General features: G+C 72.6%; 12 protein-coding genes. 3 read left to right on the forward strand and 9 right to left on the reverse strand.

Annotated elements, in window-relative coordinates:
- Window positions 1-42 precede the first annotated feature (42 nt).
- The 3 genes from clpA to J3A75_RS07890 form a co-directional block, all read right to left on the reverse strand.
- Window positions 43-2,529 (reverse strand): ATP-dependent Clp protease ATP-binding subunit ClpA, encoded by a 2,487-nt coding sequence (clpA, locus tag J3A75_RS07880; RefSeq protein WP_012317791.1) that lies wholly within the window; start codon window positions 2,527-2,529, stop codon window positions 43-45.
- Window positions 2,530-2,567: 38 nt separating this feature from the next.
- Window positions 2,568-2,954: an ATP-dependent Clp protease adapter ClpS gene (gene clpS / locus J3A75_RS07885; protein WP_012317792.1), complete on the reverse strand. Its 387-nt coding sequence runs from the start codon at window positions 2,952-2,954 to the stop codon at window positions 2,568-2,570.
- A gap of 205 nt (window positions 2,955-3,159) precedes the next feature.
- Window positions 3,160-3,507 carry a phasin family protein gene (locus J3A75_RS07890; RefSeq protein WP_012317793.1) on the reverse strand — a complete coding sequence of 116 codons (348 nt, stop codon included), beginning with the start codon at window positions 3,505-3,507 and terminating at the stop codon, window positions 3,160-3,162.
- Between the two features lie 336 nt (window positions 3,508-3,843).
- Here J3A75_RS07890 and J3A75_RS07895 point away from each other — a divergent pair, with 336 nt between their 5' ends.
- Window positions 3,844-5,313, forward strand: coding sequence for a D-alanyl-D-alanine carboxypeptidase (locus tag J3A75_RS07895; RefSeq protein WP_029361563.1), 1,470 nt, complete (start codon window positions 3,844-3,846; stop codon window positions 5,311-5,313).
- A 105-nt stretch (window positions 5,314-5,418) separates the two neighbouring features.
- Here the strand turns inward: J3A75_RS07895 and J3A75_RS07900 are convergent, their stop codons facing one another.
- Genes J3A75_RS07900 through J3A75_RS07910 form a run of 3 tightly spaced genes read right to left on the reverse strand, consistent with a single transcriptional unit; the run spans window position 5,419 to window position 7,583 of the window.
- Window positions 5,419-6,180 carry a DnaJ domain-containing protein gene (locus J3A75_RS07900; protein WP_043374929.1) on the reverse strand — a complete coding sequence of 254 codons (762 nt, stop codon included), beginning with the start codon at window positions 6,178-6,180 and terminating at the stop codon, window positions 5,419-5,421.
- Window positions 6,181-6,183: 3 nt separating this feature from the next.
- Entirely contained in the window at window positions 6,184-6,456 is a 273-nt protein-coding gene (locus J3A75_RS07905) for a hypothetical protein (RefSeq protein ID WP_209649933.1), read from the reverse strand.
- A complete protein-coding gene (locus J3A75_RS07910; protein WP_012317797.1) occupies window positions 6,453-7,583 on the reverse strand; it encodes a S1C family serine protease in 1,131 nt (376 codons plus the stop codon). The genes J3A75_RS07905 and J3A75_RS07910 overlap by 4 nt, the downstream gene beginning before the upstream one ends.
- Before the next feature lie 428 nt (window positions 7,584-8,011).
- On the opposite strand from J3A75_RS07910, the gene J3A75_RS07915 reads away from it, so the two are divergent.
- Complete coding sequence (locus J3A75_RS07915; protein ID WP_012317798.1) at window positions 8,012-8,227, forward strand: hypothetical protein; 216 nt, start codon at window positions 8,012-8,014, stop codon at window positions 8,225-8,227.
- Window positions 8,228-8,297: 70 nt separating this feature from the next.
- Here J3A75_RS07915 and J3A75_RS07920 read toward each other — a convergent pair whose 3' ends face one another.
- A complete protein-coding gene (locus tag J3A75_RS07920; RefSeq protein ID WP_059409633.1) occupies window positions 8,298-11,735 on the reverse strand; it encodes an SbcC/MukB-like Walker B domain-containing protein in 3,438 nt (1,145 codons plus the stop codon).
- Window positions 11,736-11,911: 176 nt separating this feature from the next.
- Here J3A75_RS07920 and J3A75_RS07925 point away from each other — a divergent pair, with 176 nt between their 5' ends.
- Window positions 11,912-13,588, forward strand: a complete 1,677-nt coding sequence (locus J3A75_RS07925; RefSeq protein WP_209649935.1) for a methyl-accepting chemotaxis protein — start codon at window positions 11,912-11,914, stop codon at window positions 13,586-13,588.
- 60 nt (window positions 13,589-13,648) lie between these two features.
- On the opposite strand, the gene J3A75_RS07930 is transcribed toward J3A75_RS07925, so the two are convergent.
- Both J3A75_RS07930 and J3A75_RS07935 read right to left on the reverse strand, forming a co-directional pair.
- On the reverse strand, window positions 13,649-14,275 hold the full coding sequence (locus J3A75_RS07930; protein ID WP_012317801.1) for a DUF4194 domain-containing protein: 627 nt from the start codon (window positions 14,273-14,275) through the stop codon (window positions 13,649-13,651).
- Window positions 14,268-15,638 (reverse strand): Wadjet anti-phage system protein JetA family protein, encoded by a 1,371-nt coding sequence (locus tag J3A75_RS07935; RefSeq protein WP_012317802.1) that lies wholly within the window; start codon window positions 15,636-15,638, stop codon window positions 14,268-14,270. Before J3A75_RS07935 ends, J3A75_RS07930 begins: the two co-directional genes overlap by 8 nt.
- Window positions 15,639-15,675: the final 37 nt, after the last annotated feature.

A 15,675-nucleotide genomic window follows, 5' to 3' on the forward strand; every position in this document is an offset into this window, starting at 1 on the left:
CGGCCCCCGAGTCCGGAAGGCCGCCGGCCGGCACGCACAGCATTAGGCGCGCACGAGTGGCACCTTCGGCACGGTCCGGACGCCGCCGCCCGAGCTGCCGCCGCCACCCTTATTGTCCTTCGGCGTCTTCTTCCGGGACGCGGTGCGGGGCTTGGCCCGCTTGTGGCGCTTGGCGGCGTTGGTCACGTCCTTCTCGGGCTTGGGCGTGACCGGGCCGGCCGGGAACTCGAAGGTCAGGCCGTCCTTCGCGCCGGTCTTGGCCTCGCCGTCCTCCGGCTTGCGGACGACCACGCGGACCGCGCCGCCGTCCTTCAGCCGGCCGAACAGGACCTCGTCGGCGAGCGGCGTCTTGATGGTCGACTGGATCAGCCGGGCCATGGGCCGGGCGCCCATCGCGTCGTCGTAGCCGTGCTCCACCAGCCAGTCCCGAGCCTCGTCGGAGAGCTCGATCGTGACGTTGCGGTCGGCGAGCTGCGCCTCGAGCTGGAGGACGAACTTGTCCACCACCTTCGCCACCACCTCCTTCGGCAGGTGGCCGAACGAGATGATCGCGTCGAGCCGGTTGCGGAATTCCGGCGCGAACAGGCGGTTGATCGCCTCGACGTCGTCGCCGGAGCGCTTCGACTGCGTGAAGCCGTAGGCGGCCTTGGCCAGATCGGACGCGCCCGCATTCGACGTCATGATGATGATGACGTTGCGGAAATCGACCTGCTTGCCGTTGTGGTCGGTCAGCTTCCCGTGGTCCATCACCTGCAGCAGGATGTTGAACAGGTCCGGATGCGCCTTCTCGATCTCGTCGAGGAGGAGCACGCAGTGCGGGTGTTGATCGATCCCGTCGGTGAGCAGGCCGCCCTGGTCGAAGCCCACGTAGCCGGGGGGCGCGCCGATCAGGCGGCTCACCGTGTGGCGCTCCATGTACTCCGACATGTCGAAGCGCAGCATCTCGACGCCGAGGGATGCGGCGAGCTGCTTGGCGGCCTCGGTCTTGCCGACGCCGGTCGGGCCCGCGAACAGGTACGAGCCGATCGGCTTATCCGGGTCGCGCAGGCCGGCCCGGGCCAGCTTGATCGCCGAGGTCAGGGCCTCGATGGCGTTCGGCTGGCCGTAGACCACCCGCTTCAGGTTCTCGGTCAGGTGCTGGAGCACCACCGCGTCGTCCTTGGAAACGGTCTTCGGCGGGATCCGGGCCATCGTGGCGATGGTCGCCTCGATCTCCTTGATGCCGATGGTGCGCTTGCGGCGCGCCTCGGGCACCAGCATCTGCGAGGCACCGGTCTCGTCGATCACGTCGATCGCCTTGTCGGGCAGCTTGCGGTCGTTGATGTAGCGGGCCGACAGCTCCACCGCGGCCTTCACGGCCTCGGTCGTGTACTTGAGCTTGTGGAACTCCTCGAAGTACGGCCGCAGCCCCTTCACGATCTCGATCGTGTCGGGGATCGACGGCTCGTTGACGTCGATCTTCTGGAACCGGCGCACCAGGGCGCGATCCTTCTCGAAGTACTGGCGGTACTCCTTGTAGGTGGTCGAGCCGATGCAGCGCAGCGTGCCGGAGGCCAGGGCAGGCTTCAGCAGGTTCGACGCGTCCATGGCCCCGCCCGAGGTCGCACCGGCGCCGATCACCGTGTGGATCTCGTCGATGAACATGATGGCGTTCGGGTGCGCCTCGATCTCCTTCATCACCTGCTTGAGGCGCTCCTCGAAGTCGCCGCGATAGCGGGTGCCGGCGAGCAGCGTGCCCATGTCGAGGGAGAAGACGGTCGCGTCGGCCAGAACCTCCGGCACTTCGTGCTGGATGATCTTGCGCGCCAGACCCTCGGCGATCGCGGTCTTGCCGACGCCGGGATCGCCCACGAGCAGCGGGTTGTTCTTCTGCCGCCGGCAGAGCACCTGGATGGTGCGCTGGACCTCGCTCTCGCGGCCGATCAGCGGGTCGATCTTGCCGTCGCGCGCCTTCTTGTTGAGGTTGACGCAGTAGGCGTCGAGCGCGTCGCCCTTCTTCTTGGCGCCGCGGGGATCGCCGTCGTCGCTCGGCCGCTCGGAGGCGCCCTCCTCGTCGGCGCCGCGCACCGGCTTCGCCTCGGAGGCGCCGGGCCGCTTGGCGATGCCGTGGCTGATGTAGTTGACCGCGTCGTAGCGGGTCATGTCCTGCTCCTGCAGGAAGTAGGCGGCGTGGCTCTCGCGCTCGGCGAAGATCGCCACCAGCACGTTGGCGCCGGTCACCTCCTCGCGGCCCGAGGACTGGACGTGGATCACCGCGCGCTGGATGACGCGCTGGAATCCGGCCGTGGGCTTGGCGTCCTGACGGCCGTCGCCGGTGAGGTTGGAGAGCTCGGTGTCGACGTAGTCGACCAGGCTGCGCTTGAGCGTGTCGATCTCGACGTTGCAGGCGCGCATGACCGCGGCCGCATCTTGGTCATCCACCAGGGCGAGCAGGAGATGCTCCAGCGTCGCGTATTCGTGCCGGCGCTCGCCGGCGAGCGCCAGGGCGCGGTGGAGGGCTTGTTCTAGGCTGCGTGAGAAGCTTGGCAAAGCTGGCCTCTGTCCTTCGTGCCTACCGCGAGCGGCGCCTATTTCTTTTCCATAACGCACTGGAGAGGATGTTGGTGTTTGCGCGCGAAGTCCATGACCTGCGTCACCTTGGTCTCCGCCACCTCGTAGGTGAAGACCCCGCACTCGCCGACCCCGTTCTGATGCACGTGCATCATGATATGGTAGGCGTCCTCGTGGCTCTTGTTGAAGAACCGCTCGACCACCAGGACCACGAACTCCATCGGCGTATAGTCGTCGTTCAGAAGGAGTACCCGGTACAGGCTGGGCCGCTTTGTCCGCGGCTTGGTCCGCGTGATGATCGCGGTGTTGGACCGGTCGTCGCCCCCGGGGGCGCGCGAACCGGATGCCGTGACCGCGATGCGCGCCGGCCGGTGGTCCCTCGTCGAAGTCGCGGTGCCCTGCATGGGGACCTGTGTCATGTGCGTCGAACCGATCCCTCGCTCGGAGCGGGCGCCGCCGGCCCTGACGGCCGATCCTGATCCTGGCCTGCCGGGAGCAGCGCTCAGCTCCGCGCCGTTCAATCTACAGACGGTGAGCCGACTTCGCCAGACGCCTGTGCGCACTTGTCCGCCCCGCACGGCGCGTCTTCGGCGCATGACCGCCGACCCGCTAGCGTGTCGGGCCGGGACGGGCCGCGGGCGCCGGCGACCCCGCTCTCGGCCGCAGGAGTTCGCCGCTCAGGCCCAGCAGCGCGTCGCCGGCGGCGGCGGAGCGGGCCGCGGCGCGCTCTCCGGCCCGATGCAGGTACGCGGTCTGCACCGCCAGGATCTCGGTCGGGCTGCGGGCCGCCGCCAGCGCCCCCCAGGTGGCGCCGAGGTCGTCGAGAGCCTTCTTGAACGAGTCGAGATACTCGATGCCGAGGGACTGGGCCGCCCGGCTCGCGATCCCGAACCGCCGCAGCGGCGTGCCGAACCCGAGGACGGCCGGGCCCAGAGGAAGGGCAGGGGGTCTCTGCATCGCCGATCTCCGGACCGCAGCCGAGCCGGCTGGCCATGGGCGACCGGCCGTTTCGGACCGCCGCGAGAGTGTGCGGCACGACAGCCAGCGTCAAGCTCGGGCCGGTAAGCCCCCTGCCAGGAGCCGGCTGGCGATGGCCGCGCGGCGACAGCGGGTCGGGGACGACCGGTAAGCGATGGCAGGGACGACACGATCCGGCATCCGCCGCGACCGCATTAACGGGCCTGTAACTGCACTTGCCTAACTCTCCACTGATGCAGCGGGGCCACGCGATCGGCGGGAGGCTCCGCAGGGGATACGACCGGCCGGACCGGTCTCGCGAGGCAATCAGGCGTGATGCGTAGCGTAGTAGGCCGCTCTCGATCGATTCCAGCGCTCCCGGCCGCGATCCTGGCGGCCGCGGTCCTGACGGCACTGGCCTCGCCGGCGGAGGCCCGGCGCGGCCGGCACCACCACCACGCCCGCGCGGCCGGCGGCTACAACCCGCCCTACGCCGCCATGGTCGTGGACGTGAAGAGCGGCAAGACGCTGCACGCGGTCAACGAGGACGCCCTGCGGCACCCGGCCTCCATCACCAAGGTGATGACGCTCTACCTGCTGTTCGAGCAGATGGAGCGGGGCAAGTTCGCCCTCGATTCCGATCTGACCATCTCGGCCCACGCCGCCGCCCAGGCACCGTCGAAGCTCGGCCTGCGCCCCGGCCAGACCATCTCGGTCGAGGACGCCATCAAGGCGATCGTGACGAAGTCGGCGAACGACGTGGCCTGCGCGATCGGCGAGAACATCGCCGGCTCCGAGGAGCGCTTCGCCCAGATGATGACCGCGAAGGCCCACGCCCTCGGCATGAGCCGGACCCATTACGCCAACGCCTCGGGCCTGCCCGATCCGGAGCAGCTCACCACCGCCCGCGACCTGACCGTGCTGGCCCGGGCGATCCAGGACCGCTTCCCCCACTATTACCGCTACTTCCAGACCCGGTCCTTCGCGTTCCGCGGGCGCGTGATCGGCAACCACAACCACCTGTTGGGCAACGTCCAGGGCGTCGACGGGATCAAGACCGGATACACCCGCGATTCCGGCTTCAACCTGATGACCGCGGCGAAGTCCGAGGGCCGCCAGATCGTGGCGATCGTGCTGGGCGGCAAGTCCGGAGCGGGCCGCGACCGGATCATGGCCGACCTCGTCCGATCCAGCCTGCCGCGCGCCTATGCCGGTGCCCGGATCTCGGCGCCGGTCACCGAGGTCGCGGAGCGCGCCCGCCCGGCGGTCGTCGCCGACGCGGTCTCGCGGACCCGCACGCAGGTCGCCTCCGCGGACGACGAGGACGTCGAGACCACCGGCACCACCGGCGAGCCCCTCGACCTGTCTCCCTCCAAGACGACGACGCCGGGCGGCACCTGGAAGCCGGGCCCGCAGGCGATCCCGAAGGCGGCCCAGGCCTATGCCGGCGGCGGCAACGCCCAGCCGCCCTTCCCGGGCGCGTCCAAGTCCACGGCCCGGGTGGCCTCCCTCGAGCGCGACGAGCCGCCGAAGGCGGTCTCCGGCGCCCGCGTCGTGCCGACCGCCTGGGTGATCCAGCTCGGCGCCATGGACGACGAGGGCAAGGCCCGCTCGATGCTCTCGGAGGCGCGCGCCAAGGTCGGCGGCAGCCTGTCGAAGGCGGCGCCGTACACGGTCAAGGTCGAGCACGGCGGCACCACGCTGTTCCGCGCCCGCTTCTCGGGCTTCGCCGAGCAGGATTCCGCCCAGGAGGCCTGCTCGGCCCTGAAGCGCAGCGGCTTCAGCTGCTTCGCCACCCGGAGCTGAGGCCCGCGAGACCCGACGGCGCGCCCGCGCGCCGGATACGGAACGGCCGCGACCGAGTTCGCCCGCGGCCGACGATCGGTATCTCTCTGACAACGCGCGTGGAGTTCAGCGATGTCGGTTCAGAAGCCTGTCCCGGGCCGCGTTGACGCGCGCCGCTCCCTCGGCGCTGCCGCCCTGGTCGGGGTGGGCGCGCTTCATGAGAGACCTGTGGGCCGACCGGATCTGCTCAGCGGTCGCCCCGCGCTGAAGCCCCAGGATCTCGTACGCCTCCTCCTGCGTCATCGTCCCTGGGTGCGGCGGACGGCGCGGCCGCGGGTCGCGATCGCCCTCAGCGTCTACACGCCATCCGGGCGCCCGGCGGTCGAGATACGGCTCTAGCAGGGCGGCGCCCGCGGCGTCGCGGATCCGGCAGAGCCGCAGCAGCTCGACCACGGCCCCGGTGGGCATGCTGTCGAGCCACGCGCCGGCGCCCGGCCCCGCGATGACGCGGCCGGTGCGCAGGCTGCCGTCCGGGCGCAGGAGCGCGTCGATCAGGACCGTGCGGAAGCGGCGGTCCTGCGGGTCGCGGGGGCGGTCGCCGGATCGCGGCCGGATCAGGCGGCGGAGCCGCGCGGTCATGGCCGCCTGACCCTCGATCATCCAGACGCCGCTGAGCCCGAGCAGCGCCGCGAGGACGATGTTCCCGCGCAGGAGCAGGAACCCCGCGGCGAGCAGCGCGAAGGCGCCGAAGGTCGGCAGACGCGCCCGCCCGCGGGCGGCGTCGAGGCCCGCCCGGAGACCGCGGCGCAGCCGACGGCCGAGGCCGCCCGAGTTCTTCGAGAGCCACCACAGGGTCAGGCAGGCGAGCAGGCCGGCGAACAGCGCCATCGCTCAGCGCCGCACGCCGTAGATGGCCGACGCGCTCCCGCCGATCCGGATACTCGTGCCGTCGCCGAGATCGAAGTGCCCCGGCCGGGACGGCCTCGGCGGGCGGGTCGCGGTGTCGCAGCCGGGCTGCGGCGGCAGGCGCACGCCCTCGGGGAGGTTCTCCGGGCAGAGGCGCGCGCGGGTGGGGACCTCGCCGGCCTGCGCGGCGCCGGCGACGAGGATCAGCAGCAGGGGCAGGGGCAGGGGCAGGGGCAGGCGGCGGTTCGGGTGTGTCATCGCCGGTTCTCCGCGACCTCGGCGGTGGTGACGCGGACCTGCCGGATCCGGCCATCGCGCTCGACCTTGAGGGTCACGCCGGCGCCGAGGCCGGCCTCCTCGATGGCCGCCGTCAGGTCGGCGAGGCGGTGGACGGGGCGGTCATTGGCCTCGACGATCACGTCGCCGATGTCGCCGGTCTGCGGATCGACGCCGCGCAGGCCGGCCTGCGCGGCCGGGGAGCCGGGCAGCACCCGCACGATCACCACGCCGTCGATGCCGAGCCGCGCGGTGGCCGCCTCCTGGGCGGCGATGATGCCGATGCCGGGATTGCGCACCCGTCCGGCCTTGATCAGCTCCGGCACGATCCGGTTCACCACGTCGACGGGGATCGCGAACCCGATCCCGGCGCTGGCGCCGGACGGCGACACGATGGCGGTGTTGACCCCGATCAGCCGGCCCGCGGAATCGAGGAGCGGGCCGCCGGAATTGCCGGGGTTGATCGCCGCGTCCGTCTGGATCACGCCGGACAATTCGCGGCCCTCGCTCGTCGGCATCCGCCGCCGCACGGCGCTGATGACGCCGGTCGTCAGCGTGTGGTCGAGGCCGAACGGGTTGCCGATGGCGAAGGCCGACTGCCCGACCTTGAGATCCGCCGAGGTGCCGATCGCCAGCGGCGGCGGCATGTTCCGCACCCGCCCGAGCTGCAGGACCGCGAGGTCGTAGGACGGCGCCATCCCGACGAGGGTGGCGGGCACGACCTCGCCGTCGCTCATCCGGACCGAGACCGAGCCGCCGCTCCGCGCGGCGTTCTGCACGACATGGGTGTTGGTGACGATGTGGCCGGCGCCGTCCCAGACGAAGCCGGTGCCGGTCTGGGTCCCGCCCTGCTCGCCGCCCTGGTCGTCGAGGTCGAGGAGGTCGCGGTTCTGGGCGGCGCTCTGCGCGAAAACGTGAACGACGGACGGGCTCGCGCGCTCGAACAGCGCCACCGTCGAGGCCTCGGCCGGCGCCAGATCGCCGCGGGCCGTCACGGCCCGGGGGGTGTCGGCCGCGTAGAGCAGCGGCTGCAGGTAGGGCTGGGCGACGTAGAGCGCCAGCAGGACCACGACCGCGGCGAACAGGATGCGCACGGTACGATCCGGCACGGGTGTCTCCGATGCATGGGCGCGCGGGAACGCGCGCGGGCGGGCCCGCGACGGGCGGAGCCTTAAGTGCGCGTTCAGGATCGGGGCGTCAACACAGAGGGGCACCGCCGCCGACAGGCCCCTGACGTGTTCTGGCGCACGTCGGCGACCGGCGCAGACTGGCTAACGGAATGGTCATCATTCAGGAGCCACAATTCTCGCAAGTCCAGGGCAGCTCAGTTGCGCTCAATACGGACATGGAACACCGAGCTGCGCCCGGACTCCTGCCTCGGCACCGGATGCTGGTTTCGAAAACCGCCCGAATTGATCGCAAAGCTGCCGCAGAGATGCTTGCATTGACGCTCAGACCATCGATCGCCGCAGCCCCTCGGCAGAGCCCGGCGGCGGCGGTCTGAACGGTCCAAAACGGTTCGGAAGGACGAGTACAGATGGAAACCGAAGCTCTGGAACGGCCCGCGGATCTGACGATCTGGCGCACGGCCCCGGCGAGCGCCCCGCTCGCGCAGCCCGAGCGCTACCAGACCCTGCGGGAGGCGATCGCCGCCGCGGCCGGCGCCCTGGCCGACCCGGCCAAGCAGCCCTGGATCATCACCGAAGAGGGCGAGATCCTCTCGCCGAACTGGATCCGCACCTACCTGAACTGACGATCCGTCACCCGAAGAACGGGGATACCGGGGACGGCGGCGCGAAGCCCCGCCCCGGTACCCCGTGGGTTCACTCGGCGGCGTCCGACCGGCGGAAGCCCTCGATCCCGATCTGGTCGGGATTGATCGCGTGCAGCGCCCGCCGGGCCGCCTCGAGGGGGTGCTCGGCCTCGATCCGCACCGAGGTGAGATCCGGGCTCTTGTAGACCGTCACGATCGTGTCCATCACCTCGGTCAGCGTGGTGCGCTTGTCCTCGGGGGCGGCGATGAGGAGCTGCAGCCCCCAGGCGCGGTAGAGATCGACCAGCGCCTGGCTGTTGCGCACGTCGAGCTTCGAGAACGCCTCGTCGAGCAGGCACAGGCCGAGCCCCGGATTCTCGTCGCCCGGCCGGTCGCCCGGATAGTAGGCGCTGGCCAGCGACGCGGCGATCGCCACGTAGAACGGCGCCTGCGCCTCGCCGCCGGAGCCGCGCAGCGCCCGGGCCGACATGGTGGTGCGGTTGCCCGCCCGGTCGCGCATGCCGATCTCGTAGACGAAGTAGTTGCGGTAATCGGCGAGCCGCGCCGCGTCCTCCTCTCCGGCGATCAGCGCGGTGATCTCCTCGAGCGCGGCCGCCATCGGCCCCTCGGCCTCACCGGCGAGCAGCGCCTGCGCGGCCTCGGGCGAGCGGGCGGTCTCGGTGGCCAGCGCGTGGACGGCGGCGTAGCGGCGGTCGACCGCCGCCTCGAACGCGTAGGTCTGGCCGGTGAAGCTGCGCGCCGAGAGCCGCTCGTTCAGGGCCGCGAGGCGGGCGTGGACCCGCTCGAACCGGTCGGCGAGGCGCGTCAGCAGGTCCTCGGTCATCAGGCGGCGCATCTCGGCCTCGGCCCGCTCGGCCTGCGCCCGGTAGCGACGCAGCTCGTGCCCCTCGACCGCCTCGTATTCCCGCCGCACCCAGGCGAAACCGTCGATCGCCGGGGCGTCCCCGGAGGCGAGCGGGTTCTCCACCCGCCAGGCGGCGCAGGCCTCCGCCAGCTCGCGCTCGGCGATCCGCCCGTGCGAGCGGGCGGCCTCGGCGGAATCGCGGGCGAGGCCGCGCTCGGCACTCACCCGGGCCCCGGCCGCCTTGGCGTCGAGTCCGGCGAGCGACCGCCGCGCCTCGGCGACCGCACCGAGGTCGAACGGCTCGGCGCGGGCGAGGCGCACCCGCGCCGCGTCGCCCCCGCTCAGCTGGCGCAGGGCCGCGCGGCGGGCCGACAGGGCGGCGCGGACGGCCTCGCGCACAGGCCCCATCCGGGCGCGCAGGGCCGCCTCGTCGGCGAGCAGACGATCGAGCTTCGGCTCCAGCTCCTCCGACAGTTCCCGCAGGTAGCCGACCCGCTCGGTGGTCAGCGCGGCGATCTCGGCGGTGAGCCCCGCCGTGTCGCGCTTCTCGATGCCCTCCCGCTCGGTCTGGAGCGTGCGCCGCCGTCCCTCGAGCCCGTCGAGCTCGGCCCGCAAGGCCTCCACGTCGTCGAGGCCCCGGGCGACGCGGGCCCGGATCGCGGCGGCCGTCCGGGCGGCCTCGCGCAGGACCGCGGCCTCGCCGCGCAGGCGCCGCGCCTCCGCGACGGCGATCTCGTGCGCGCGGCGGCTGTCGGCGGTCGGCCCGCGATGACCGCGAGTCATCAGCAGGTCGACGTTGCGGGTCACCGTGTAGGCCATGCCGGCCGTGGTCCGACCGCTCGGCGCCACGGCGCGGGACAGGCGCGCCAGTTCGGCATCGTCCCGGGCGAGGTCGTAGCCGCCGAGCCGCACGCCGAGGAAGGCCTCCGCGTGGGGGTCGCTGGTCTCGATCACGGTGAGCGGCCCGTCGTCGTAGCGGCGGGACCGCTGCTTTGCGGTGTCGGTGGTCTTCACCAGGATGCAGCGGCTGAAGCGGTCGCGGCCCGATTGCAGCACGCCGAGCGCCTCGCTCAGCCGGTCGGGGGCGACCACCAGCGCCTCGCGGGCGCGCCCGAGCAGGCCTTCGAGGGCCGGCCCCCAGGTCGGATCGACGATCTCCGCCAGCTCGCAGATCGGCAGCGCGTCGATGCCGCGCCGCTCCAGCTCGCCGCGAAACGCCACCGTGTCGGAGGACAGGCGCGCCGCCGGGCCGCCGCCGGTGCGCGGGGCCGTGCGCTCGGCCTCGCTCTCCTGAGCCCGGGCCTTGAGCGCCGCGTCCTCGGCGGCCCGCTCCAGGGCCTCGTCGAAATCGGGCAGGCGCGCCAGTCCGTCTGCCAGCTCGGCCAGCGGGCCCTCGGGGCGCAGGATCTCCTCGGGCGAGGATTCCCGGCGCAGGCCCGCCCGGGCGCAGGCCTCGGCGAGGCGGGCCGCCTGCGGGCAGCTCTGGCGCAGGAGCGGGGCGACGGGCTGGAGCTTGGCCATCTGCCCGACGAGCCCCACGAGGTCGCCGATCCGGCCGATCAGCTCCTTCCGGTCCCGCTCCAGCATGGACAGGCCCAGCGTCGAGGCCGCGAGCCGGCCCTCGGCGGCGCTCGCGGCGGCCAGCGCCTTCTTCTCGGCGATCTCGCCGTCGATCTCGCGGACGTAGCCTCGGCTCGCGGTGACGCGTTCGCGCGCGATGCGCAGGGTGTCGGCGCCCTCGCGGAGGCGGCTCCGGACGGCGATGAGGTCGAGGCTGCGGCGGCGCAGCTCGGCGCTCGCCGCCCGCAGCTCGTGGGTCGCGGCGGCCAGGACCGCCTCGCCCCAGGCCTCGTAGCGGTCGCGCAGGCGCCGCAGGCGCCCGAGCCGGCTCTCCAGTTCGGCGATGGTCTCCAGGAGGCGCCGCCAGTTGGCGATCGAGTGGCGCACGCGCTCGACGTCGAGGGGCTCCGGGTCGAGCACGAAGGCGCGCACGAACGCGCTGGTGTCGAAGATCGGCTTGAACGCCACCGCGTTGGCGAAGCTGCGCAGGAAGTGGCGCGGCTCCGGCGCCGGCGCCCCCTCGCGCAGGGTCGCGAGCACGTCGGCCGTGAAGCGTTCGCCGGAGGTGCGGTACTCGGTGAAGCTCGACGCGCGGGCGCGCAGGTCGGCGGCGATCTCGCTCCAGGGCGCCGTGTAGGTGCCGCCGGGAGCGGTGCGCGCGTAGTCGGCGACCTCGAACCGGTGCCCGACCGCGATGAAGCGCGACAGCACGGTCTCCTTCGGCTCCACGGCCCGGGCCGCCAGGGCGAGGCCGACCGAGACCACCCGGCCGGAATCGGGGTTCTCGAAGACCAGCACCAGCACGGTCTCGCAGGATTCCCGCGTCGGGCGGCCGCCCTCCGCCGGGTCGCTGATCCAGCCCAGGCAGTAGTCGCGCACGGTGCGGGCGCTGCGGCCGGAGGCCGAGGCGTTGAGGGCGAGGCGGCTGGCGTTGTTGCCGGCCAGCACGGTGCCGACCGCGTCGAAGATCGTCGACTTCCCGGCCCCGGTCGGCCCGACCAGCGCCGCGGCGCCGCGCAGGCGGATCTGCTCGCGGCGGATCAGGTACCAGTTCGAGATGGCGATGTCGGTGAGGACGTACACGGTGTCGGTGGGGCGGGCCGGTGATGAGGGATGTGCGGCCCAGTTGGCCGGACTCGGCCGCGTATGCAAGCCGACACGCGCGAACCCATGATGCCTGATCCTACCTCAGGTTATGACACTGTTAGCACAAGCCGTTCATGTCCTGCGGGTGCCGTTCGCACGACCGGAACCGACCGATGCGTCTCAGTCTCAAAGCAAAACTCAGCGGCCTCTTCGCCCTCATGCTCCTGGCGGCGATGGTTCAGGGCGGCGTGACCCTCTACAAGATGCAGGCGGTCGACCAGCGGCTCGCGGAGCTGATCAACAACGCCGTGCCGTCGATCAACGAGGCCCAGGCGATCAACGCCCTCGTGATGCGCTCGCGACTGTGGCAGTTCCGCTACGTGACGGCGGATACCGACGCCGAGCGCGAGACCAGCCTGAAGAACGCCGACGAGATGATGCGGAACCGCCAGGCGAAGGCCGAGGCCTACCGCGGCCTGGTGGCGTCGAAGGAGGAGCAGACCATCTACGACGATCTGCTCGCCAAGCTGGCGGTGCAGCAGGCCGACTGGACCCGCCTGCGCGCCTTCCCGGCCGACCAGCACGACCAGGCGCTCGCCTATTTCCGCGGGCCGATGAACGCCAACTACCTCGCGGCCTCGACCGCGACCCGCGCCCTCGCCGACCTGAACATCCGGAACGGTGAGGCGGCCGGACGCGCGGCCCGCGACAGCCAGGCGGACGCGGTTCGGACGACCGTCGTGAGCCTGCTCGTCAGCCTCGTCATCGCGCTCGGCGCCATGCTGTACGCCTTCACGGGCGTCTCGCGGCCGCTCGCCGGGATGACGCTGTCGATGCGGCGGCTCGCCGACGGCGACACGCAGGCCGAGATCCCCTACGCCGCGCGGCGGGACGAGATCGGCGCCATGTCGGCGACCGTCGCGGTCTTCCGCGAGAACCTGCTGCACGCCCGCGCCCTGGAGGCCGAGACCGCGCAGGCCCGGGCCGGCGCCGAGGCCCAGCGCCGGCAGGCGACGCGCGAACTCGCCGACCGGTTCGAGTCGGCCATCGGCGGTATCGTCGGCTCGGTGACGTCGGCAGCGACGCAGCTCCAGTCTACCGCCCAGAGCCTCACCGCGACGGCGACGCAGACGGCCGGCCAGTCGACCAGCGCCGCGGCCGCCGCCGAGGAGGCCTCCTCCAACGTCACCACGGTCGCGGCGGCGGCCGAGGAGCTGGGCTCTTCGGTCAACGAGATCGGCCGCCAGGTCGGCTCCTCCGCGGACCTGGCGCAGGCCGCCGTCCGCGAGGCGGCCGCCACGGCCGACCTCGTCCAGGCCCTGAGCACCGGCGCGCGCCGGGTCGGCGAGGTGGTGGACCTGATCTCGGCGATCGCCAGCCAGACCAACCTGCTGGCGCTGAACGCCACGATCGAGGCGGCCCGGGCCGGGGTCGCCGGCCGCGGCTTCGCGGTCGTCGCCACCGAGGTGAAGGCGCTGGCCGACCAGACCGCCAAGGCCACGGCCGAGATCTCGGCCCAGATCGCCCAGATCCAGGGCTCGACCGGCCAGGCCGTCCAGGCCATCGACGGCATCGCCGGCCGCATCCGCGAGATCAGCGGCATGGCCAACTCCATCGCGGCGGCGGTGGAGGAGCAGGGCGCGGCCACCCAGGAGATCGTCCGCAACGTCGCCGAGGCCGCGACCGGGACCGAGTCGGTGACCGCCAACGTCAGCGGCGTCGCGGGCGCCGCCGAGGAGACCGGCGCGGCCGCCGCGCAGGTTCTGGCCTCGGCGTCCGAGATGGCCCGCCAAGCGGCCCATCTCGGCAGCGAGGTCGAGCACTTCCTGGCGACGGTCCGGGCGGCCTGAACCGGGAACCGGCGGGCGCGGTGGTCCGGGTCGCTCCCTCCGGAGCGATCGGCGGTGAGCTCAGGCCTCGCCGGCCTCGGACCACGCCCGCAGGCGCTCCATCCAGGCGTCGGAGGCCAGCACCGTCACGCCCGGCAGGAGCGAAAGCGGCGTGACCCGCTCGACCCGGTCGCGCTCGCCGAGGCGCAGGCCGCCGCGCTTGGCGTAGAGGCGCAGGATGTCGGCGAGCCGGCCCTCCTCGGGGGGCTCGTTGCGGGCCACGGCGCGGATCTTCTCGACGATCTCGTCGGTGGTGCAGTCGACGATCCCGTCCGTGCCGGCCCGGTGGTCGCGCAGGCCCTCCTCGTAGAGGAGCCGGAGCGCCAGCAGCACCAGGGTCTCGTCCTTGCGCAGGCGCTCCGAGACGATGTCGTGCCGCGGGGCGTCGGCGGCCGGGCTCAGCGAGACCATCTGGTCGCGGTGCGAGACGGTCAGCGCGTAGCCGAGGCAGGCGAAGTAGTCGGTGAAGAACGGCGCGTAGTGCCGGGCGAGCTCGTAGGACCGTCCGATCCCCTGCGTCTCGGCGTAGATCACCTGCCCCTTCAGCAGAACCTGGAGAGCGCGGCACAGCTCCTCGGCGTCCGGCGCCCGGGCGCCGGGGGGCGGCGGCTCGTCGCCGTCGATGATCGCGCGGAAGCCCTCAAGCACGGGGACGGCGCTCCAGCAGGAAGTCCGGGCAGTCCAGCCAGCCGTTGACAACCCGCTCGGGCAGCCGGGTCAGGGCGTAGCGCGCGCCGAGCTTGGCGTCGAACAGCACGTCGATCTCGCGCAGGCGCTGGAACACGATGAAGTCGTCGACGCCCGCGATCACGATCTGCGACCCGCGCAGGCGCACGGCCTTGCCGAGGCGGGCCTCCACGAAGGCGCTCATGCTCTCCGGGGTCACGGTGGTGCGGCGCCGGAACTCCGCCTTGGCGGCCGCGAAGGCGTCGACCACGGGGTCGTCCTCGATGTCGGGCAGGGGCTCCATGTCGATGGCCGACTTGCGGGCCCGCGGCGCCTGGAGATGCGCGTGGCCGATCGGCGGCCGCAGCAGCGAGACGTCCCCCGGCACCTCGGGGGCGATCTCGGACCCGCCGACGGCGCGCAGCATCGCCGCCACGCGCTCGACGCCGCTCGGGTCCGGGCGGTCCATCACGTGCAGGGCGGAAGCGATCCGGCGCTCCAGCCGCGCCACCACGGCGTCGACGGCGTCGAGGTGGTTGTCGAGGCCCTCGAACACCGCGAGGATCTGGGCGAGATCCGCCCGGACGGCCTTCTGCGCCGCGTCGAGGTCGGCGCTCCGCCCCTCGCGGATCAGGCCCTCGGCCAGCGCCCGGACCGTGAGGGCGTCGCGCAGCGCCCGACCGGCCTCGCGCACCACGCTGGCGCGGAAGCGGAACGGGTTAAAGCGGGTGTGCAGCGTCCGGTAGTCGCTGATCAGGTGGCGCTCGACGAAATCCTCGAAGAACAGCCGGAAGGTCTTGGCGCGGTCGGGCTCGCGCAGGATGCGCTCCTCGACCTTGCGCATGCCGGCCGCGAGGCCGCGCACGTGCGACAGGAAGGCGGCAGCGGCCCGGGCGGCGTTGGACAGCGCCTCGGAGCGGTTCGCCGGGTCCGACAGGGCGCTCTCGAGCCCGCCCAGCACCTCCAGCACGGCGCCGCCGTAGGAGCGCGTCTCGCCCCTTTCGAGCCGGGACAGCTCCTCCAGCAGGAGGCGGGCCTCGGGGTCGAACTCCGCGACCGGGACGTAGCGCTCGCGGCGCTCGATCAGCCAGCCGGTGTCGAGGAGGCGCCGGTAGAGCGCCGTGCGGCGCTCGGCCGGGTCGGCCGAGATCGGCTCGTCGCCGCTGACCTCGGGGTCGCTCCAGCCGGCGGCGAAGTCGCCGATCTCCGCCAGGAGCTCGGCCTTGCGCACCGGCTCGGCCCCGAGGACGCGCCGGTGCAGGTGCAGGAGCAGGGCGGCGTTGAAGCCGCGGCTCGGCGAGGCCAGCGGCTTGAACAGCTCGTCGGACAGCTGCGCGAACAGCATGGTACTGTGAACTCTCGCCGTCGCGCAGCCCGAGCCC

Origin of the sequence: Methylobacterium sp. PvP105 (assembly GCF_017876975.1) — a bacterium.
GTDB lineage: Bacteria > Pseudomonadota > Alphaproteobacteria > Rhizobiales > Beijerinckiaceae > Methylobacterium > Methylobacterium radiotolerans.